Raw genomic sequence first — 18891 nt, 5'->3', positions numbered from 1 at the left:
GTTCATAACTAGCAAGAGATCATCGGGGACGACATGGCGCAGAAACCGACCAAGCTGAAGGCCCTTCCGGCCGCGGAGACGCCGCCGGACTATGTCCTCGACTCCCAGGTCGGCTTCCTGATGCGCGTGGCGATGCAGCGCCACACCTCCATCTTCATGTCCAACATGATCGAGGATCTGACCCAGACGCAATTCGCTGTGCTGGCGAAGCTGCATGAGGTCGGCCCGAGTTCACAGAACCATCTGGGGCGGCTGGTCTATCTCGATGCCGCGACCATCAAGGGCGTGGTGGATCGGCTGGGCCTGCGCGGCTTCATCACCACCGGTAGCGACCCTACGGATCGCCGTCGCCGTGCGGTGTCGCTGACCGAGAAGGGCGCCCGTGTGGTCGATGCGGCAATCCGCGTTGCAGCGGAGGTCAGCGCCAAGACGCTGCGACCGTTGACGGCCGAAGAGCAGCGCACGCTGACGCGGTTGCTGAAGAAGATTACCTGATCAGACTTTGGCGTTGAGCAGCGCCTTCACGCGCTGCGGCGAGACCGGCAGCTGCGTGATAGCCCCGGGTTGGCCGAGCGCGTCGTCGATCGCCGCTGCAATCGCCGCGCCGACGGCATTGGTGCCGCCTTCGCCGGCGCCCTTGAGTCCCATCGGGTTGAGCGGGCTCGGCGCATCTTCGGAAATGATCACTTCGACATCAGGTACTTCGCGGGCCGTCGGCATCAAATAGTCGGCGAAGGTTACCGCCAGCGGTTCGCCGCGGTCGTCATAGGTGAACTCTTCATAAAGCGCACCACCGATGCCTTGGGCCACGCCGCCAACGATTTGGCCATCGACCAGCATCGGGTTGATCGCTTTGCCGATGTCATAGGCGACAAGATACCGCTCGACGCTGATGCCGCCAGTGTCGAGGGCGAGCGAGACGACGGCGACATGGACGCCGTATGGGTAAGTCATATGCTTGGATTCGAACGACGCTTCGGCGAACAGGCCAGGTTCGCTATCACCAACCAGATTGCCTCCCGGTTCCAGCGCCTTTGCGATCTCGGCGAGCGTCATCGATGGACCGGTACCGCCATCGAGGCGGACAATCTCGCCATCGACGATATCGAGTTGATCGGCCGTCAACTGCATCAATTCGGCTGCGGCCGCGAGAGCCTTGTCGCGCAGCTTCAGTGCGGCTTGCCGCGTCGCTTCGCCCGTCATCACGGAGACGCGTGAGGCGAAGGCGCCGAGGCCTCTGGCGATACGGTTGGTCTGGCCGTGGATCACGCTGACATTGTCATAGCTGGCGCCGAGTTTCTCTGCGCAAATCTGAGCGATGACAGTTTCGACGCCCTGGCCGACCGAAGCGGCGCCGGTGACGACTTCCACGAGCCCGTCGGTCCCCACATTGATCCGCACGTCGTCGAATGGGCCAAGACCGCTTTTCTCGACGAACATGGCGACACCGGAGCCGACCAGTTCGCCCGCCTTGCGACGCGACGTAATCTGCGTCTGCAGGTCGTCCCAGCCGATGCCATTCAGCGCCTTGTCTAGTAACTTTGGATAGTCGCCTGAATCCAGCACGATGTCGGTGCCGAGCGTTTCCAATGCACGCGTGACCGGCATCTCGCTGGTCGCGATGAGGTTGCGGCGGCGAACCTCGACGCCGCTGATCCCCACTTTGGCCGCGACCGCATCCAGCAAGCGTTCGCGCACGAAGGTGCTCTCATAGCGGCCGGGCGCGCGATAGGTGCCGCCAGGCGTCTTGTTGGTCAGGCGGATATGGCCGAGCACGCGATAGGCGGGAATGCGATAGGGGCCGGGCAGCATCGCAGCGGCGAGGTCGGGCACGGTGGCGGCGTGCGTGCGCATATAGCCGCCCTGATCGTGGAAGAACTCGTTGTCGATGGCCAGAATATTGCCGTCGCGATCGATCGCCGCGCGGATGTGATGGGTCTGCTGCCGCGAGTGATTGGCCGCGATCAGATGCTCGCGGCGATCCTCGATCCATTTCACGGGGCGGCCGAGGCGCAGCGCGGCCAGACACACCAGTACGTCTTCGGGATACATCTCGCCGCGAATGCCGAAGCCGCCGCCGACATGACCTTCGAACAGATTGGTGTTTTCGGCGGTGCGGCCAAACATTTTCGCAAGCTGGTCGCGATTCCAGTGCGGCACTTTCGCAGCGCCGTACATTTCCAGCATGTCTGTCTCGGCGATGTAACGGCCAATGGCCCCGCGCGTCTCCAGGGGAACGCCGGAATGACGGCCGATGGAGAGCGAAAGGCTGACTAAGGCATGCGCTTTGGCGAACGCTCCATCGACGTCGCCATAACCTTTCTCGATCAGTGCGGTCTCGGTCGGTAGTCCGTCGCGGAACTCGCCGACCTCGCCATCGGCCTGCAGGATCACCGGCAGTTCTTCTATCTCGACCTCGACATGCTCGGCGGCATCTTCGGCAAGATAGGGGTCTTCGGCGAACACGACGGCGACGGGATCGCCGACATAGCGCACCTTGTCCTTGGCCAGAATGGTCTGGCGATAGGCGGCGAGTTGCTCCAGCCGCGTCAGACGGAAATCAATCGGCGGAATCTCGGAGACATCGGCAAAGCTCCAGGCGGCGACCACGCCCGGAATCGCCAGAGCCGGCGCGAGATCGACCGAGACGATATTGCCGTGGGCGTAGGTCGAGCGCACCACACGCATATGGAGTTGGTTCGGGAAATTGATATTGGCGGCAAACTTGCCCTGGCCGCGCAGCAGCGGGCCGTCTTCCTTGCGAGTGACGGATTGGCCAACCAGTCCCGGTTTGGCGGCAGGAGTCACGACTGGCGCATCTCCACCGCGGCGGCGCGGACCGCCTTGATGATGTTCTGATAGCCGGTGCAGCGGCACAGATTGGATGAGAGCACGTCGACCAGATTCTCGTCGGAAATATCCGGCTCGCGTTCCAGCACGCCGACGGCAAGCATCAGGAAGCCGGGTGTGCAGAAGCCGCATTGCAGGCCGTGGTTCTCCATGAAGGCGCGCTGCATCGGATGCATCTCGTCGCCATCGGCGAGGCCTTCGACGGTGCGGATCTGCTTGCCGTCCGCCTGCTGCGCGAACATCAGGCACGAGCGCACCGGCTCGCCATTCACCAGCACGGTGCACGCGCCGCAGACGCCGTGCTCGCAACCGATATGCGTGCCGGTCTGGCCACAGTCCTCGCGGATCGCGTCGGCGAGCGTCCGGCGCGACTCCACGCGAATGGCGTGGGACTGACCGTTGATGATGAGGGTGATGTCGGTCTTGTCGCTCATGCAAGTTTTCCGTTGCTTGGCAATTTTCCGCTGCTGCGCAGGGCCGCACGAATACGCTGCGGCGTTGCCGGCATTTCATCGATGGAGATTCCGAATGGCGAGAGCGCATCATTGATCGCCGAGATCACCGCTGCCGGCGCTCCGATGGCGCCGCCTTCGCCGAGGCCCTTGGCCTTGGTGATGGAGTTACCGGTTAGGGTCTCGACGTGATGCAGCTCGATTTCGGGAATTTCGTGCGTTGTCGGCGGCAGGAAATCCGCCAGCGTGCTGGTCAGGATGTTGCCGGTCTCGTCATAGATGATCTCTTCCAGCAGCGCGTTGCCGATGCCCTGAGCGACCCCGCCATGGACCTGACCATCGGCGATCATCGGATTGATGATCAGCCCGGCATCCTCCGCGACCAGAAATTTCTCCATCTCGACGCGGCCGGTCTCGATATCGACCTCGACAATCGCGACATGGCAGGCGTTGGAGAAGGTGCCCGACGGATCGTAGGTGCCGGTCTCGGTGAGGCCCGGTTCGATCTCGCCCTTGAAGATGTGGGTCTGGTGATAGGCCGCACGCGCCATCGACGCGATGGTGACGGAGCGATCGGTGCCGATGACATGCGCCGATCCGGATTGCAGCGTGATGTCCTCGGGCGCGGCTTCCAGCAGACGGCTCGCCATCTTCAGCAGTTTGGCGCGGATCTTTTGCGCGGCGAGCAGGCTGGCGCCGCCCGACAGCACCAGAGAGCGGCTGGCGAATGTGCCCCAGCCATAGGGCGAGCGGTCTGTGTCGCCGTGAACGACCTTGATGAATTCCGGATCGATGCCGATCTCGTCGGCGATGATCTGCGCCAGTGATGTGCGCAGTCCCTGGCCATGCGGCGACGAGCCGATCCGCGCTTCGACGAAGCCCGAGGGATCGATGGTCAGATACACGGTCTCGAAGCCCGGAGTGATCTCCATCCCGCGTGCCGCGAAAGCCGGGCTGCCATAGCCAGTACGCTCGGAGAAGGTGGCAAAGCCGATACCGAGATAGCGGCCGGCATCGCGCGCGAGCTTCTGGCGCTTGCGGAATGCGTCGAGGTCGATGGCCTTGATGGCCATCTCCATGGTTTCCTTGTAGCTACCGTCATCGAAGACGAGCCCGGTCGCCGACGTGTAGGGGAACTTGTCGATCAGATTGCGGCGGCGTAGTTCGGTCGGCTCTATGCCGAAGGCTGCGGCAGCCTTGTCCATCAAGCGTTCGAGCACGAAGGTGATGACCGGCCGCGAGACGCCGCGATAGGGCGCCATCGGACAGGTATTGGTCATCACGCCGCGCGAGCGACAGTCATAGGCGCGGACGTCATAGGGGCCGGGGAGCTCGGCCAGTGCCATCAAGGGCTCGACGCCGCAGGTCGTCGGGAAACAGGAATAGGCGCCGATATTGGCGACAATGTCGCCGCGCAAAGCGAGCAGCTTTCCGCTCTTGTCGAATGCGCCTTCGAGCTGGACGTGTTGATCGCGGCTGTGAAAGCTCGCAATCAGGTTTTCGCGGCGATCCTCGGTCCAGGCCACGGAGCTGCGCAATTTGCGCGCCAGCCAGACCAGCAGCACATATTCCGGCGCCAGCGACATCTTTTGGCCGAAGCCGCCGCCGACGTCAGGCGCGATAACACGCAGATCCGATTCCGGAATGCCGAGGATGTCGCACACCGCCGTGCGCGTCAGATGCGGCATCTGTGTGGTGCAGGTCAGTGTCACGCGACCGGTCGATGCGTCATAGGAGGCATGACCTGCGCGGGCCTCCATCGGCGTCGCATTCTGACGGTGCGAGCGCGCTTCAACATGCAGCACCTTGTGTGCGGTCTTCCAAACATCCTCGAAGCCGGGTGTCGCGATGCGACCCTCGACGATCACGTTGTGCTTGGTGTCGGCGTGAACCAGCGGAGCGTCCTCGGCGAGCGCATCCATCGCGTCGATCAGCGGTGCGCCTTCGGATATCTCGACCTCGACCTGATCGGCGATGTCCTCCGCCTGATCCTTGCTCGACGCGTAGACGGCCGCGATGGACTCACCTGTGAACCGCACGACTCCATCGGCAAGGATCGGCTGACCGACCGCGACATAATTGAACTTGCTCAGCATCGGCCGGATCGGCTTCAGCTTTGCGAGGTCCTTGGCCGTGACGATGCCTGTGCCCTCTGGTGCCGTAATATTCTCGATCGTTCCGGCAGCCACGCTGCTGCGGACGAAGCGCACCCAGTGTGTGGCTGGCATATCCGCCGTGAAGCGGCCGCGGCCGGTGACGAGGGCGGGATCTTCGAGCCGGCGGATCGAGCGCCCAACCCAGGTCGTGCCGGTGCCCTTGGTGTGGATCGTCATTGCGTCGACCGCTCCAGCGCGCGGCGCGTCACGGCGCGGACCAGATCGCAGCGATATTCGGCCGTGGTCTGAATATCCTCCAGGGGTTCGATTGCATTCGCTGCGGCTTCACCGGCGGCGACGAACAGGTCCGGCGAGGGCGCGTTACCGTTCAAGACATCTTCGGCTTCGAGAATGCGTCGCGCGCGATCCTCGGCACCGCCGATGCCGACATGCGCATCGGCGATCATGCCATCAACAAGGCGATAGGTAACGAGTGCGGCAGACATCGCAAAATCGCCCGCACGGCGGCTGAATTCGTAGAAGCCGAATTTGGTATCGTCGGGTAGCAGCGGCAACCGCGCTTCGGCGAGGAACTCATCCTCGGCCAGCGATGTCGACATGATGCCTTCGAGGAAATCGGTGACGGGCACGATGCGTTCGCCGCGCACACTTTTCACCACTAGATTGGCGTCCAGCGTTGCCGCGACGAGGCACCACTCCGATGCAGGGTCGGCATGGGCGAGGCTGCCGCAAAACGTGCCGCGCATCCGGATCGGATAATGCGCGATGTGGCTGACCACGAAAGCGAGGAGCTTACCGAGCGGACCGTCGATGAAAGGCTTGTGGAATGCGCTGTGGCGCACCCGCGCGCCAATCGAGAGATAGTCGCCGTCGACAGCGAGGCGGTCGAGCCCTTCGACCTCATTGATATCGATCAAGTGTGCTGGCCGCGCCATGCGGAACGCCATGATCGGCACCAGGCTCTGGCCGCCCGCCAGAATGCGGCCATCGAGCGGCGCAAACTCGGCCAATGCACTCACAACTTCATCCACGGTGCGTGGGACGTGTCGCGTGAACGGCGCCGGCTTCATATGGAAAAACCCCGGGCAGGAGGGCCAAAATTCACTTGTATGCTAACAATCGTCTTTTGGAAGTCAATCAGTGTCGCTGACGCAAAACGGGGCGTTCGCCGCCTGCGTTTTGATCACACGGGGATAGCTGAATTCGCCGAGTCGAGCGCGCTAAGTTTCAGGCGATATCGCGCTGCAGCGCGAAGTCATCCAGCAATGGCGAGCGTTTGCCCGCGATCATCCCGCCGATCAGTTGCGCTGCGAGATAACTGAAGGTGATTCCGTTCCCGCCATAACCATAGGCGGCATAGAGACGCGGATGGCCGGGCACGGGTCCGATCAGCGGCAGCCCATCGCGCGTGGTGTCGAAAGTGCCGGCCCAGCGATAGTCGATGGTAAGTTCGGCACGTGGCCAGAGTGATGCGAGCTTTTCCTTCAGCGCTCGTGCCTTGGCAGGGATCAGGGCGTCGCGTGCATCGGGATCGATGATCTCGTCGCTGTCTTCGCCGCCGATGATGATGCGGCCGGATGCGGTGGTTCGGGCGTAGAGATAATCCTTGCTGTCTTCCCAGATCAGCACGCCGTCGCGCCAGAGTCTGTCCGGCTGCGGCTTCGTCGCGATCGCCCAGCTCGAAGAGGGTTTCTGTACCGTTGTGTGCACGATATCGGGCATCACATAGCCGGTGGCCAGCACGACGTGGCAGGCCTCGATGGTGTGGCCGTCAGTCAATTGAACGCCGACGGCGTGGCCTGCGGAGTCGAACGCGGCCGTCTCCGCCTCGAATAATCGCGCGCCGCGCGCTGTCGCGACATTCAGCAGCCCCAGTGCCAGTTGCAATGGATCGGAATCTGCCGAGTCCGGCGAGATGATGGCACCCGCCCGGGCAATGTCGTATTCGGACAGGAGGGTCTTGTGATCGAGGAGTGTGCCGGGCAGGCCGGCGCGCGCGCGAAGCGCGTGTTCCTCGATCAGCCCTTTGGCACTCTCGCCTGCGGCAAGATAGAGCGAGTCCTTCGCGCGCATGTCGCATCGCAGGTTGAGCGTCCGGACCAGCGCCTTCAATCCATGGACGGCGTCATAGCTGGCGCGATAGGCACGCGCGGCGCGCTCATAGCCATAGAGATGTGTCAGCTCCTGCAGCGATCGATCGATCTCCCACAGCAGCATCGACGTGCTCGCTACTGTACTGCCGCGCCCAGGCAATTCGCGATCGACGATCACCACATCCAGGCCCTGCCGCGTCAGTTGCTCGGCCATCAGGGCGCCGGTGATGCCGCCGCCGACGATCAGGGCATCGCATGTGATGTCTTCGGTGAGGGGCTGACGGGGCGCATGCTGCAGGCCGGCAAACCACGGCGAATGTCCGCCGCGCAAATCAGCATGCTCGGTGGTATCGGGATCGAGATCGGAAATGGGGCACCATGAGGCTGGGGAAGCAAGGCGCTGTCCGCGCCTCGTACTGAAGTCACGTGACAATTTCCCGGGTCCTGTTCCGTTCCTTGCGAAATCGCGCAGGCGGATCGGCTACTCCAGATTCTCGCAGGCCACAGCGCGGTCCCGAGCCGGCTTCTCTATGACCTTGGATCAGAGATAAGTGATTTCAATGAGTTAGATACCCGTAGCAAGATCGGCGCGGTGACGTTAAACAGGCGCCAAACCAAACCAGACGATGTGAGCCGGACCAACCGGGGCTTTACCGCTCCAGCGTGGTTTCTATCTCATTCATTGCTCAAAGGACGCCGCGACCGTGACCATGAACAGCCTGCCTTTGCCGCAGCTTTCCCTCCCGAAAGACAAGATCAAAATCCTTCTGCTCGAAGGCGTGAACGACAGCGCGGTCGAGCTGATCGAGGCGGCGGGCTATTCGAGCGTGACGCGGCTCTCCAAGGCGCTCGGTGGCAATGAGCTGAAGGAAGCACTCAAGGGCGTACACATTCTCGGTATCCGGTCGCGCACGCAGATCACCCAGGACGTGCTCGATGCCGCGGACCGGCTGATCGCGATCGGTTGCTTCAGCGTCGGCACCAATCAGGTGGATATCGACGCGGCGCGCCGTAGTGGCATTCCGGTGTTCAACGCGCCGTTCTCGAATACGCGCTCGGTTGCCGAACTGGTGATCGGCGAGATCGTCATGCTGTTCCGCCGGATCATCTCGCGCTCCAATCTGGCGCATGAAGGCGGTTGGGAGAAATCGGCCAATAACAGCTATGAAGTGCGCGGTAAGACGCTCGGCATCGTCGGTTACGGCAGCATCGGCTCGCAGCTCTCGAACCTGGCGGAAGCACTGGGCATGCGCGTGATCTTCTACGATCACACCGATCGATTGCGTCACGGCAACACCGAACCTGTAGGAAGCCTGCAGGAACTGCTAGCGCAGAGCGATGTGGTCAGCATGCATGTGCCGGAGACACCGGCCACGCAGGGGATGATCGGTCGCGACGAGTTCGCCGCCATGAAGGACGGCGCCTATTTCATCAACAACAGCCGCGGCACCGTGGTCGATCTCGATGCGTTGGCCGATGCACTGCGCCAGGACAAATTGCGTGGTGCGGCCGTCGACGTATTCCCCGTCGAGCCCAGCTCCAATCAGGAGCGCTTCGTGACCCCACTGCAGGGTCTGGAGAACGTCATCCTTACGCCGCATGTCGGCGGCTCCACCGAAGAAGCTCAGGAGCGCATCGGCGCGGAAGTCGCACGCAAACTGATCGACTACAGCGACAGCGGGTCGACTATGGGTACGGTGAACTTCCCGCAGGTACAACTGCCGGCGCGCCCGTCAGGTACCCGATTCATCCAGGTCCAGCGCAACGTTCCGGGCATGCTGGGACGGCTGAACGAGGTGCTGGCGCGCCATGCGGTCAACATCGCCGCGCAATATTACGAGACCAACAACGACATCGGCTATGTCGTCCTCGATGCCGATGCATCGGCGGCGGATAGCGAGCGGGTGCTGGCGGATATTAGGGCGCTGGAAGGTACGATCCGCGCGCGCTTGTTGTATGAATACAAGGACTGAGCCCTGGTTCTGCTCAACGAACGACATGGAATAGACGCTTGAAGCACGAGGACATCCGTTTCTCCATCGCCCCGATGATGGACTGGACCGACCGGCATTGCCGCGTCTTCCATCGTCTGCTGTCGCGACGGGCGCGGCTCTATACGGAGATGCTGACGACGGGCGCCGTGATCCATGGCGACCGTGCGCGGCTGCTTGGCTTTGACGACAGTGAACATCCGGTGGCGCTGCAGCTTGGTGGTTCGGAGCCGGCGCACCTCGCGGAGGCTGCGAAGATCGGCGTGGATTTCGGCTATGACGAAATCAACATCAATGTTGGCTGCCCCTCGGATCGTGTGAAGGACGGGCGCTTCGGGGCGTGCCTGATGGCCGAGCCGGATCTGGTGGCGCGCGGTGTGGCCGCGATGAAGCAGGCCGTGGACGTGCCGGTCACCGTCAAGTGCCGCATCGGCATCGACGATCAGGATCCCGAAGTCGCACTCGATACGCTGGCACGCGCGGTGGTCGCCGCCGGCGCCGATGGCCTGATCGTGCATGCGCGCAAGGCGTGGCTCAACGGCCTGTCGCCGAAAGAGAACCGCAACATTCCGCCGCTGAACTACGACCGCGTCTATCGGCTCAAGGCGGCAATGCCCGACGTGCCGATCGTCATCAATGGCGGCATCATCGGCATCACTGAAGCCGCTGCTCATCTCGCGCATGTGGATGGCGCGATGCTCGGTCGCGCGGCCTATCAGGAGCCGTGGCGGCTACTGTCGGTGGATCCCGAATTGTTCGGCGAGCCCGCGCCGCATGCGACGATGAAAGACGCCTTCGCGGCGATGATGCCCTATATCGAGGATCAACTCGCGCAGGGTACGCGGCTGCATTCGATCACCCGGCATTTCGTCGGCGCATTCCACGGCGTGCGCGGCGCACGCGCATTCCGGCGTTATCTGGCGGAGAATGGCGTCAAGCATGGTGCGAGCATCAATGTGCTCCGAGAAGCCATTGCGCAGGTCGAGGACGAGCCTGCGGAGTCGGTCGCGGCTTAGTTACGGATAGCCGCGCAGCATCAGTCTGTCGGCGCGCACTTCCCAGCTCTCCAGGCGGTCGAGAAAGCTCATGCCGAGCAGGTTGGTCTTCATCTGCCCACGCGGCACCACCAGTGCCGGGACGGATCGCTCGACCAGTTTGCCGACCGCCAGACGATCCAGCGTCAATCGCGCAGCCTTGGTGCGGCCGCCCGCAGTCTCGACGTCGACATTGTAGTCGAGCAATTCGAGCGGCAGACCCGCGGCCTTGGCGGTTTCATAAGTCAGCACCACCGACGTTGCGCCAGTATCGATCACCATGGCTGTCTTGACGCCGTTGATCTTCGCCTGAAGTCCGAATTCGCCAGTGTTGCCGCGCGGGACGTCGACCAGCCGCAGTGGCGGTGGGCTTTGCTTGCGCAAAATTTCTGTGACGAGATTGCCGGCCTTGGAAATTTGTTTGGGATCGCCATAGGCGAGGGCGGCGCCCGCAGTCGCGACGATGACGACGACGAGAAGAAAAACCCGGCTCATGGCGAGCCTCTCAGGTGGCCGCGGATGTCCTCTTCGCTGCGTATGTTGACGAAGGCTCCAGCCCCGCCTCGGCCATGCGGGCCGGCAGCAGTGCCATCGTATCCAGACGCTCCGCACTGTCCATTTTTCCCCAGCGCGCGATCTCCGGCAGCGTGCGTCCGCAGCCGAGGCAGAGGTTGGTCTTGGGGTCGATGAAGCAGACTGCGATGCACGGCGTTTCTTTGCTCATCCAGTAATATTGAAGCGGATCGGCTCGCTTGCGCAAGCGTCGAAATCACAGCCCGGTTCCTGCATTCATGATGGGTTTGTTACGGGCCCGACGCTTTTCGTCGGCGACGTTCATCTCGTAATCGGGCTGCAGCGGTGGCCCATCGGGCGCCATCGGCGCAAGCGCAGACATCACGCGCTCCGGCGGGAAAGTGATGATCACCTCGGTGCCGATTCGCAGTTTCGATTTCAGCGTGAATGTGCCGCCATGCATGTCGACCAAGCTCTTGGCGATCGGCAGACCGAGACCGGCACCCTGTTCGGCCGATTTGATCGAGTTCGATCCCTGGCCGAAGGAGGCCAGCACGATCGGGATCTCGTCTTCGGCGATGCCCGAGCCAGTGTCCCTGCAGCTCAGATACTGACCGCCGGAGGCGGTCCAGCCGACCTTGAGCCAGATCTCGCCGCCCTGCGGCGTGAACTTGATCGAATTGGACAGCAGGTTCAGCACGATCTGGCGGCAGGCGCGCTCGTCGCCCCAAACCCGCGGCATGCCGTGTTCGAATACTTCGTGGATGGTGATGCCGCGGCTCGATGCGCGCAGCTTCAGGAGGTGATGGCAGTCCGCGACGACATGCACGAGCGAGACGGCTTCTTCATTCAGCTCGTAGCGGCCGGCCTCGATACGCGACAGATCAAGGATTTCGTTGATGAGATTCAGAAGGTGCACGCCGGAATTATGGATGTCGGCAGAGTAGTCCTTGTAGACCGGCACGGCATGGCCACCGAAGATCTCGCTCTTCATCACTTCGGAAAAGCCGAGAATGGCGTTCAGCGGTGTACGCAGTTCATGGCTCATCTGCGCGAGGAAGCGCGACTTGGCGACATTGGCGGCTTCGGCGCGGTGGCGCGCTTCGTCGGAGATGGCCTTGGCCTGTTCGAGCTCGCCGATCAGGGCGTCCTTCTCGGCGCGGGCTTCCAGTGTCGCGAGCGTGGTCGAATGCAGCCGCTGCGCCAGCAGCGCGAAATAGCCTTCGGCTGCGACAGCCAGAACGGCCAGCACGTAGTTGTCGAACGTGCCGCGCAGGATGAAGCTCAGCGCCACGCCGAGGGTCACCGGCGCGGTGGCGGCAAAGGCGGCAATCGGCAGGCTCGCGGCGAGCATGCTGGAGACCGCGACCACCAGCAGCATCAGGAACATCATCAGCGAATTGGAGACGACGTCGACGCCGGTCGGATGCACGAGGATCACCGTCCACGACAGGCCGTAGAGCAGGTCCAGAAAGATAAAGCGCAGCCGCCATTTATGCGTGCTGCTGGGTGTCGGTGTTTCCGCCAGATAGCGATTGCAGGCGCGCAGGATCACCGCGTGAATGCACAGCATGCCGCATGACCATGCGGCAGCCGGCAGTGGCTGCATCCAGAACCCGAACAGGATGCCTGTGCCGACCACCAGCAGCGTGATGACGAGCGAGGCGGAGAGGCGGGTCTGGGCGTATTGGCGGAGCAGCTCGCGATCGAAAGCGGGGCGTGTTCCCGATGTCGAGGTCAGCCGGTCGCGCGCTTCGCGCACCCGCTGTTGTGCCGCCCGGCGATTGCGCGGCGGAACAGCGATGGGCGTTTCAGCCGGAAGCTGGACGACCTCGGGCCTGGCGGCGGGCTCACTCATCACTCGTACACAAATCCTGCACGCAAACGCGCGCGGTTTTTCACAGACCCTATCTGTGCCGCACAATCATTAAGAGGTGCCTTAAAGAACGAAGTAATCCGGTTAATATTCAATAAAAATGGTATCGACGGAGGGCGCCTGTAGGTGCCGCTCCGCCTTGATTTGTTCAGCAAACCTAGATGGTTAGCGGGGCAATCTTGCCAAGAGGCTTGAAGTGTCCCATCGCTTGCCGCCGAGCGCTTCGACCTCGCCGTAGAACTGATCGACAGTGGCCGTGACCGGCAGGCTGGCACCGTTGCGGCGGGCCTCGGCGAGACAGATCGAGAGGTCCTTGCGCATCCATTCGACGGCGAAGCCGAAGTCGAATTTTCCGTCATTCATGGTCTTGTGACGGTTCTCCATCTGCCACGACTGCGCGGCGCCCTTGGAGATCACCTCGACCACCGCATTGACGTCGAGACCGGCCTTCTTGGCAAAGTGAATGCCTTCGGACAGTGCCTCGACGAGGCCGGCGATGCAGATCTGGTTGACCATCTTGGTGAGCTGGCCGGAGCCTGCGGGACCGAGCAGCTTCTGCATCTTGGCATAGGCGGTGATCACCGGTTCGACCTTGGTATAGGCCGCTTGGGTGCCGCCGCACATTACGGTCAGGGCGCCGTTCTCTGCGCCAGCCTGGCCGCCCGACACTGGCGCGTCGATGAACTGGAAGCCGGCTTTGGTCGCCGCGGCATCGAGCTCGCGGGCCACTTCGGCGGAGGCGGTGGTGTGATCGACGAAGATCGCGCCCTTGGTCATGCCGCTGAATGCGCCGTCAGCGCCGATGGTGACCGAACGCAGGTCGTCGTCATTGCCGACGCAGCACATCACGAAGTCCTGGCCTTCGGCAGCCGCTTTTGGGGTCGGTGCGGACTTGCCGCCGAACTTCTCGACCCACGCTTTGGCCTTGGCTGCGTTGCGGTTGTAGACGGTGACCTCGTGGCCGCCCTTGGTGGCAAGGTGACCGGCCATGGGGAAACCCATGACGCCGAGACCGATAAATGCAACTTTGGCCATGTCCGTACCCTTTGGATGCTGTCGGCTTTGCTGCCGAACGTCGACTGTTGGGAAGTGAGGCGCCGCCCTGGTTCGTGGCGGCGAGATCGCTGGTGATGAGGAGCGCCAGCATAGTCGCTGCACAGGACGCGGCAAAGCCCCCGTTACCACTCATGGCTGCAGCCGCCTATGGTGCGCTGCAAAAGAAAATCTGGTGCCGGTCTTGTGCCAGAGCAATCTCGGAATTCTCAACATAGCCTAGAAACGGCATGGACTTAGGGCGGAAGTTCTCTATCTGTGCGGTCTAGTTTGTCCGTCGATCGGGAGACACGCATTGAGCGTTTCGCAGCAGCAGGTTCTGGATGGTCTGGCCAAGGTGACATCGCCGCGCGGCGTGCCGCTGATCCATGCGGATGTTTTGTCCGAGATCGTCGTGACCGACGGCAAGGTGCTGTTTTCGATCAATGTGGACGCCGCTGAAGCGCGGGCCTGGGAAAGCGTGCGCGCGCAGGCGGAAGCCGCAGTGCGGGCGATCCCTGGTGTCACCGGTGCAATGGTCGCGCTGACCGCCGAGCGCAAGCCGGGCAGCGCACCGCCTGCGCCGCAGCGCCACGACCACGCAGGACATTCCCATGGTCCCGGTGGGCATTCGCATGGTCCGCAGTCCGGCGGCGTACAGCCGGTCTCGGCGCATCGCCCGCACGCCAACCCGGCTAACTCGCCAATGTCAAAACAGGCTGAGATTCCCGGCGTTGCCGCGATCATCGCCGTGGCCTCGGGGAAGGGCGGTGTCGGCAAGTCCACGACGGCACTCAATCTGGCGCTGGGGCTGCGCGATCTCGGCCTGAAGGTCGGTTTGCTCGACGCCGATATCTATGGTCCTTCGGTGCCGCGGCTGACCGGCATCAATGAAAAGCCGACCCTGGACGATAACAGGAAGATGATCCCGATCGAACGCTTCGGCCTGTCGATCATGTCGATCGGCTTCCTGGTCGAGGAGGAAACCGCGATGATCTGGCGCGGGCCGATGGTGATGTCGGCGATCACCCAGATGTTGCGCGATGTCGCCTGGGGCACGCTCGACGTCCTCATCGTCGACATGCCCCCCGGCACCGGCGATGCACAACTCACGCTGGCACAGAACGTGCCCCTGAAGGGCGCCGTGATCGTCTCGACGCCGCAGGATCTGGCGCTGATCGATGCGAGGCGCGGCCTTGCGATGTTTACCAAGGTCAATGTGCCCGTGCTCGGCATCATCGAGAATATGAGTTATTTCCAGTGCCCGGAATGCGGCACGCGCTCCGACATTTTCGGCCATGGCGGCGCCCGTCATGAGGCCGAGCGGCTCAAGGTGCCGTTCCTCGGCGAGGTGCCGCTGCATATGTCCATCCGCGCCATGTCGGATGCCGGCACGCCGGTGGTCGTCAGCGAGCCCAACGGCCCGCACGCCGCGATCTATCGGGCCATCGGCACGCAGATCCGCGACCGGTTGCAGGGCGTTATTGCGGCAGCGTAAGCCGGCCGGTGGCCGGGGCCGAGATGTCGCATAGAACTTTCGTTCAATTGGGCTGGCAACGACGTTCGTCGTGTTTTCCGCGGCCGAATAACCGTGTTAGACAGCCTCTGCACCAGGGCGTCTTCGGTTGAATCGCGCAACGATTTGCCGCTGAATATGCTCAAAGGAATTCTAGGGAAAACGCCCGCAATAAGGAGAGCTTGAATGAAGCGTCGTGAGTTTTTGAAGGTTTCGACGGCCGGCGCCGCGGTGGCCGCCGTTGCCTCGCCGGCGATCGCGCAGTCCGCGCCCGAGGTCAAATGGCGCCTCGCATCGAGCTTCCCGAAGTCGCTCGACACCATCTATGGCGGCGCCGAGATGATGGCGAAGCAGGTCGCCGAAATGACCGACAACAAATTCCAGATCCAGGTCTTCGCGGCCGGTGAACTGGTCCCCGGTCTGCAGGCGCTCGATGCGACCTCGAACGGCACCGTCGAAATGTGCCACACTGTGTCTTACTACTATGTCGGCAAGGATCCGACCTTCGCGATCTACGCGTCGGTGCCGTTTGGCCTGAACGCGCGTCAGCAGAACTCCTGGTGGTACCAGGGCGGTGGCGAACAGCTCGGCAACGAGTTCTTCAAGAAATTTGGCGTCATCGGTCACCCTTGCGGCAATACGGGCACGCAGATGGGCGGTTGGTTCCGCAAGGAGATCAAGACTGTTGCTGATCTCTCCGGCCTCAAGATGCGCATCGGCGGCATCGCCGGTCAGGTGCTGCAGAAGGTTGGCGTTGTGCCGCAGCAGCTTGCGGGTGGCGACATCTATCCGTCGCTTGAAAAAGGCACCATCGATGCTGCCGAGTGGGTCGGTCCCTATGACGATCAGAAGCTCGGTTTCCAGAAGGTCGCGAAGTACTACTACTATCCAGGTTTTTGGGAAGGTGGCCCGACGGTCCACGCCTTCACCAACCTCGAGAAGTACAATGCGCTGCCGAAGAGCTATCAGGCGATCCTGACCAATGCCTGCGCCAATGCCAACAGCTGGATGGCCGCTCGTTACGACATGCAGAACCCGGCGGCGTTGAAGCAGCTCGTCGCCGGTGGCACGCAGCTGCGTCCGTTCACCAACGAAGTTCTGGATGCATGCCTCAAGGCCACCAACGAACTCTGGGCTGAAATCTCCGCGAAGAACGCCGACTTCAAGAAGTCGATCGATGCGATGCAGGCCTATCGTTCGGACGAATATCTGTGGTGGCAGGTCGCCGAATACACCTTCGACAGCTTCATGATCCGCTCGCGTACCCGCGGCTGATCTTAAGCCTCGATCAAACATGGAGCCCGGCCTTCGCGAGAAGGTCGGGCTTTTTGCATTGCGTCACTCAAATCGCCGTGGCTTCTCGCTGGAACCTGGCCCATGCTGCTCCCCAACGCCCTCGCCAAGAAGGGCGCTGACACATTCACATCCAGGGAGCACATCATGAAGCGTCGTGAGTTCATCAAGGCTGCCGGTCTGGGGGCTGCCGGTGCGGCCATTGCCGCGCCGGCCATCGCGCAATCTTCGCCGGAAATCAAATGGCGGTTAACGTCGAGCTTTCCGAAATCGCTCGATACGATCTATGGCGCCAGCGAGGTATTCGCCAAGGCCGTTGCCGAGGCCACCGACAACAAATTCCAGATCCAGGTGTTTGCCGCAGGTGAGATCGTGCCCGGTCTGCAGGCGCTGGATGCGGCCTCCAACGGCACCGTGGAGATGTGCCACACGGCAGCCTACTATTATGTAGGCAAGGATCCAACCTTCGCGTTCGGTACGGCGGTTCCGTTCGGACTCAACAGCCGGATGCAGACCTCGTGGTTGCAGGTAGGCGGTGGCGCCGAACTCTTCAATGAATTTCTCAAAGGCTACAACGTCATCGGATTCGCGGCCGGCAACACCGGCTGCCAGATGGGCGGTTGGTTTCGCAAGGAGCTGAAGGAGCCATCCGACCTCAGTGGTCTCAAAATGCGCATCGGCGGCTTCGCCGGCCGTGTGCTCACCAGGCTCGGGCTCGTTCCGCAACAGGTGGCCGCCGGCGATATTTACCCGTCGCTGGAAAAGGGCACCATCGACGCTGCCGAATGGGTCGGACCTTACGATGATGAAAAGCTCGGTTTCCAGAAGGTCGCCAAATATTACTACTATCCCGGCTTCTGGGAAGGCGGTCCGACACTGCACAACATGGTCAACCTCGCTAAGTGGGAGCAGCTTCCTGCCAGCTACAAGTCGATCATCAGGACCGCCTCGTCGCTCGCCAACGAAACCATGCAGGCACGCTACGATGCCTACAATCCGCCGGCGCTGAAGCGCCTGGTGGCCGGTGGCACGCAGCTGCGGCCGTTCCCCGCATCCATCATGGATGCGTCGCTGAAGGCTGCCAACGAGGTTTATGCCGAGACCTCGGCCAGCAATGCGGCGTTCAAGAAAGTCTATGACAGCATGGTGGCCTTCCGCGGCGACCAGTACACTTGGTGGCAGGTCGCCGAGTACAGCTTCGACAGTTTCATGATCCGCTCGCGCACCCGCAGCTGATCGAAGACTGTTTCGGAAAAAGGAGCCCGGCCTTCGTGAGAAGGCCAGGCTTCTTGTTGAAGCGGTCTCCCTTAGCCGGTGCGCGGACCGCGAATCCGCTAAGCGTTCTGTTCCTGGAGGGAGCCGAATTTGCCATGACCGAATCTGAAATCGAAACGGCCGCCGACATTCTTGCCGAGGCGCGCCGCAGCGGAACGCAGATCGAAGCGCTGCCCGTCACGCCATCTTCGGTTGCGGAGGCGCACGAGATTCAGGATCGGGTTGCTGCGCTGGTCGGAGAGCCCATCGGTGCCTTCAAGGCCGGTGCGCCGCCCGAGGGCGAACCGACACGCGGTCTGATCGAAGCCCGGATGATTCGTTCGAGCCCGGCGCATATGTCTGTGGCTGAAGTCCCGCATCTTGGCGTCGAGGGCGAGGTCGCCTTCCGCTTTACCCGCGATCTGCCGGCGCGCAGCGCGCCCTACACGCGCGATGAGGTGGCGCAATCCGTGTCCGTGCTGCCGGCCATCGAGGTGGTCTCCAGCCGGTTTCGAGAGCCGACGAGCCGGCCGCGGTTGGAGCAGCTTGCCGATTGCGGGATCAATGGTGGGCTGGTGCTCGGGCGTGAGATGACCGACTGGTCACATCTCGATTTGCCTAACCTGCACATCACGTTTGTTGTGAACGGCGAGACGGTGCTGGAGCGCAAAGGCGGCCATCCGACCGATGATCCGCTTGCCGCTGCAATCGCGCTGGCCAATATGTGGCGGGATGCCGGAGGCTTGAAAGCTGGGCATGTCGTCACGACAGGCAGCTGGACCGGCATGCCGTTCCTGAGGCCCGGCGATCACTGTGTGGTGCGATTTGAAAAGCTCGGCGAGGCCGAGATCATGTTTGTCGGCTGATCGC

At 62.5% G+C, this 18891-nt stretch carries 16 protein-coding genes; 7 read left to right on the top strand and 9 right to left on the bottom strand.

All coding sequences use genetic code 11. From position 1 onward, the window contains the following. Positions 1 to 33: 33 nt before the first annotated feature. A complete protein-coding gene (locus AB8A23_RS23400; protein WP_231080959.1) occupies positions 34 to 495 on the top strand; it encodes a MarR family winged helix-turn-helix transcriptional regulator in 462 nt (153 codons plus the stop codon). On the opposite strand, the gene AB8A23_RS23395 is transcribed toward AB8A23_RS23400, so the two are convergent. The 5 genes from AB8A23_RS23395 to AB8A23_RS23375 all read right to left on the bottom strand — a co-directional run bounded on the left by AB8A23_RS23395 (position 496) and on the right by AB8A23_RS23375 (position 7843). Beyond that, complete coding sequence (locus AB8A23_RS23395) at positions 496 to 2808, bottom strand: xanthine dehydrogenase family protein molybdopterin-binding subunit (RefSeq protein ID WP_439058085.1); 2313 nt, start codon at positions 2806 to 2808, stop codon at positions 496 to 498. It abuts the gene before it with no gap. Beyond that, on the bottom strand, positions 2805 to 3284 hold the full coding sequence (locus AB8A23_RS23390; protein ID WP_439058086.1) for a (2Fe-2S)-binding protein: 480 nt from the start codon (positions 3282 to 3284) through the stop codon (positions 2805 to 2807). The genes AB8A23_RS23395 and AB8A23_RS23390 overlap by 4 nt, the downstream gene beginning before the upstream one ends. Then, positions 3281 to 5635: a xanthine dehydrogenase family protein molybdopterin-binding subunit gene (locus AB8A23_RS23385; protein ID WP_439058087.1), complete on the bottom strand. Its 2355-nt coding sequence runs from the start codon at positions 5633 to 5635 to the stop codon at positions 3281 to 3283. The genes AB8A23_RS23390 and AB8A23_RS23385 overlap by 4 nt, the downstream gene beginning before the upstream one ends. Beyond that, entirely contained in the window at positions 5632 to 6489 is an 858-nt protein-coding gene (locus AB8A23_RS23380; RefSeq protein WP_439058088.1) for an FAD binding domain-containing protein, read from the bottom strand. Before AB8A23_RS23380 ends, AB8A23_RS23385 begins: the two co-directional genes overlap by 4 nt. 157 nt (positions 6490 to 6646) lie before the next feature. After that, positions 6647 to 7843: an NAD(P)/FAD-dependent oxidoreductase gene (locus AB8A23_RS23375; RefSeq protein WP_439060469.1), complete on the bottom strand. Its 1197-nt coding sequence runs from the start codon at positions 7841 to 7843 to the stop codon at positions 6647 to 6649. 379 nt (positions 7844 to 8222) lie between these two features. Here AB8A23_RS23375 and serA point away from each other — a divergent pair, with 379 nt between their 5' ends. Both serA and dusA read left to right on the top strand, forming a co-directional pair. Beyond that, on the top strand, positions 8223 to 9485 hold the full coding sequence (serA, locus tag AB8A23_RS23370) for a phosphoglycerate dehydrogenase (RefSeq protein ID WP_439060470.1): 1263 nt from the start codon (positions 8223 to 8225) through the stop codon (positions 9483 to 9485). 38 nt (positions 9486 to 9523) lie between these two features. After that, a complete protein-coding gene (dusA, locus tag AB8A23_RS23365) occupies positions 9524 to 10519 on the top strand; it encodes a tRNA dihydrouridine(20/20a) synthase DusA (protein ID WP_439058089.1) in 996 nt (331 codons plus the stop codon). On the opposite strand, the gene AB8A23_RS23360 is transcribed toward dusA, so the two are convergent. The 4 genes from AB8A23_RS23360 to AB8A23_RS23345 all read right to left on the bottom strand — a co-directional run bounded on the left by AB8A23_RS23360 (position 10520) and on the right by AB8A23_RS23345 (position 13961). Continuing rightward, the gene (locus tag AB8A23_RS23360) at positions 10520 to 11032 is read right to left on the bottom strand and encodes a TIGR02281 family clan AA aspartic protease (RefSeq protein WP_089267134.1); all 513 of its coding nucleotides are present in this window, start codon (positions 11030 to 11032) and stop codon (positions 10520 to 10522) included. A 10-nt stretch (positions 11033 to 11042) separates the two neighbouring features. Further along, positions 11043 to 11261: a DUF1289 domain-containing protein gene (locus AB8A23_RS23355; RefSeq protein ID WP_439060471.1), complete on the bottom strand. Its 219-nt coding sequence runs from the start codon at positions 11259 to 11261 to the stop codon at positions 11043 to 11045. A 45-nt stretch (positions 11262 to 11306) separates the two neighbouring features. Next, the gene (locus AB8A23_RS23350; RefSeq protein WP_439058090.1) at positions 11307 to 12908 is read right to left on the bottom strand and encodes a sensor histidine kinase; all 1602 of its coding nucleotides are present in this window, start codon (positions 12906 to 12908) and stop codon (positions 11307 to 11309) included. A 183-nt stretch (positions 12909 to 13091) separates the two neighbouring features. Further along, positions 13092 to 13961, bottom strand: a complete 870-nt coding sequence (locus AB8A23_RS23345; RefSeq protein ID WP_231080950.1) for an NAD(P)-dependent oxidoreductase — start codon at positions 13959 to 13961, stop codon at positions 13092 to 13094. 313 nt (positions 13962 to 14274) lie between these two features. Between AB8A23_RS23345 and apbC the strand changes: the two genes are divergently transcribed. The 4 genes from apbC (at position 14275) to AB8A23_RS23325 (ending at position 18887) form a co-directional block, all read left to right on the top strand. Further along, positions 14275 to 15456: an iron-sulfur cluster carrier protein ApbC gene (apbC, locus tag AB8A23_RS23340; RefSeq protein ID WP_068730555.1), complete on the top strand. Its 1182-nt coding sequence runs from the start codon at positions 14275 to 14277 to the stop codon at positions 15454 to 15456. A 204-nt stretch (positions 15457 to 15660) separates the two neighbouring features. Further along, complete coding sequence (locus AB8A23_RS23335) at positions 15661 to 16749, top strand: TRAP transporter substrate-binding protein (protein WP_089267138.1); 1089 nt, start codon at positions 15661 to 15663, stop codon at positions 16747 to 16749. Positions 16750 to 16914: 165 nt separating this feature from the next. Further along, positions 16915 to 18003 carry a TRAP transporter substrate-binding protein gene (locus tag AB8A23_RS23330; protein ID WP_068730728.1) on the top strand — a complete coding sequence of 363 codons (1089 nt, stop codon included), beginning with the start codon at positions 16915 to 16917 and terminating at the stop codon, positions 18001 to 18003. Beyond that, complete coding sequence (locus AB8A23_RS23325; protein ID WP_439060472.1) at positions 17943 to 18887, top strand: 2-keto-4-pentenoate hydratase; 945 nt, start codon at positions 17943 to 17945, stop codon at positions 18885 to 18887. The genes AB8A23_RS23330 and AB8A23_RS23325 overlap by 61 nt, the downstream gene beginning before the upstream one ends. The last annotated feature ends 4 nt before the right edge of the window (positions 18888 to 18891 follow it).

Source organism: Tardiphaga sp. 619_E2_N8_4 (assembly GCF_051810905.1).
Classification (GTDB): Bacteria; Pseudomonadota; Alphaproteobacteria; order Rhizobiales; family Xanthobacteraceae; genus Tardiphaga; species Tardiphaga robiniae.
The sequence above is the reverse complement of the archived record's forward strand: the minus strand, read 5'-3'. Positions and strand labels throughout refer to the sequence as shown.

Bases quoted from the DNA above. Each gene is read 5' to 3' on its own strand.
- AB8A23_RS23400 (WP_231080959.1), top strand. From the start codon at position 34: ATGGCGCAGAAACCGACCAAGCTGAAGGCCCTTCCGGCCGCGGAGACG.
- AB8A23_RS23390 (WP_439058086.1), bottom strand. From the start codon at position 3,284: ATGAGCGACAAGACCGACATCACCCTCATCATCAACGGTCAGTCCCAC.
- AB8A23_RS23385 (WP_439058087.1), bottom strand. From the start codon at position 5,635: ATGACGATCCACACCAAGGGCACCGGCACGACCTGGGTTGGGCGCTCG.
- AB8A23_RS23380 (WP_439058088.1), bottom strand. From the start codon at position 6,489: ATGAAGCCGGCGCCGTTCACGCGACACGTCCCACGCACCGTGGATGAA.
- serA (WP_439060470.1), top strand. From the start codon at position 8,223: ATGAACAGCCTGCCTTTGCCGCAGCTTTCCCTCCCGAAAGACAAGATC.
- AB8A23_RS23360 (WP_089267134.1), bottom strand. From the start codon at position 11,032: ATGAGCCGGGTTTTTCTTCTCGTCGTCGTCATCGTCGCGACTGCGGGC.
- AB8A23_RS23355 (WP_439060471.1), bottom strand. From the start codon at position 11,261: ATGAGCAAAGAAACGCCGTGCATCGCAGTCTGCTTCATCGACCCCAAG.
- AB8A23_RS23350 (WP_439058090.1), bottom strand. From the start codon at position 12,908: ATGAGTGAGCCCGCCGCCAGGCCCGAGGTCGTCCAGCTTCCGGCTGAA.
- AB8A23_RS23345 (WP_231080950.1), bottom strand. From the start codon at position 13,961: ATGGCCAAAGTTGCATTTATCGGTCTCGGCGTCATGGGTTTCCCCATG.
- AB8A23_RS23335 (WP_089267138.1), top strand. From the start codon at position 15,661: ATGAAGCGTCGTGAGTTTTTGAAGGTTTCGACGGCCGGCGCCGCGGTG.
- AB8A23_RS23330 (WP_068730728.1), top strand. From the start codon at position 16,915: ATGAAGCGTCGTGAGTTCATCAAGGCTGCCGGTCTGGGGGCTGCCGGT.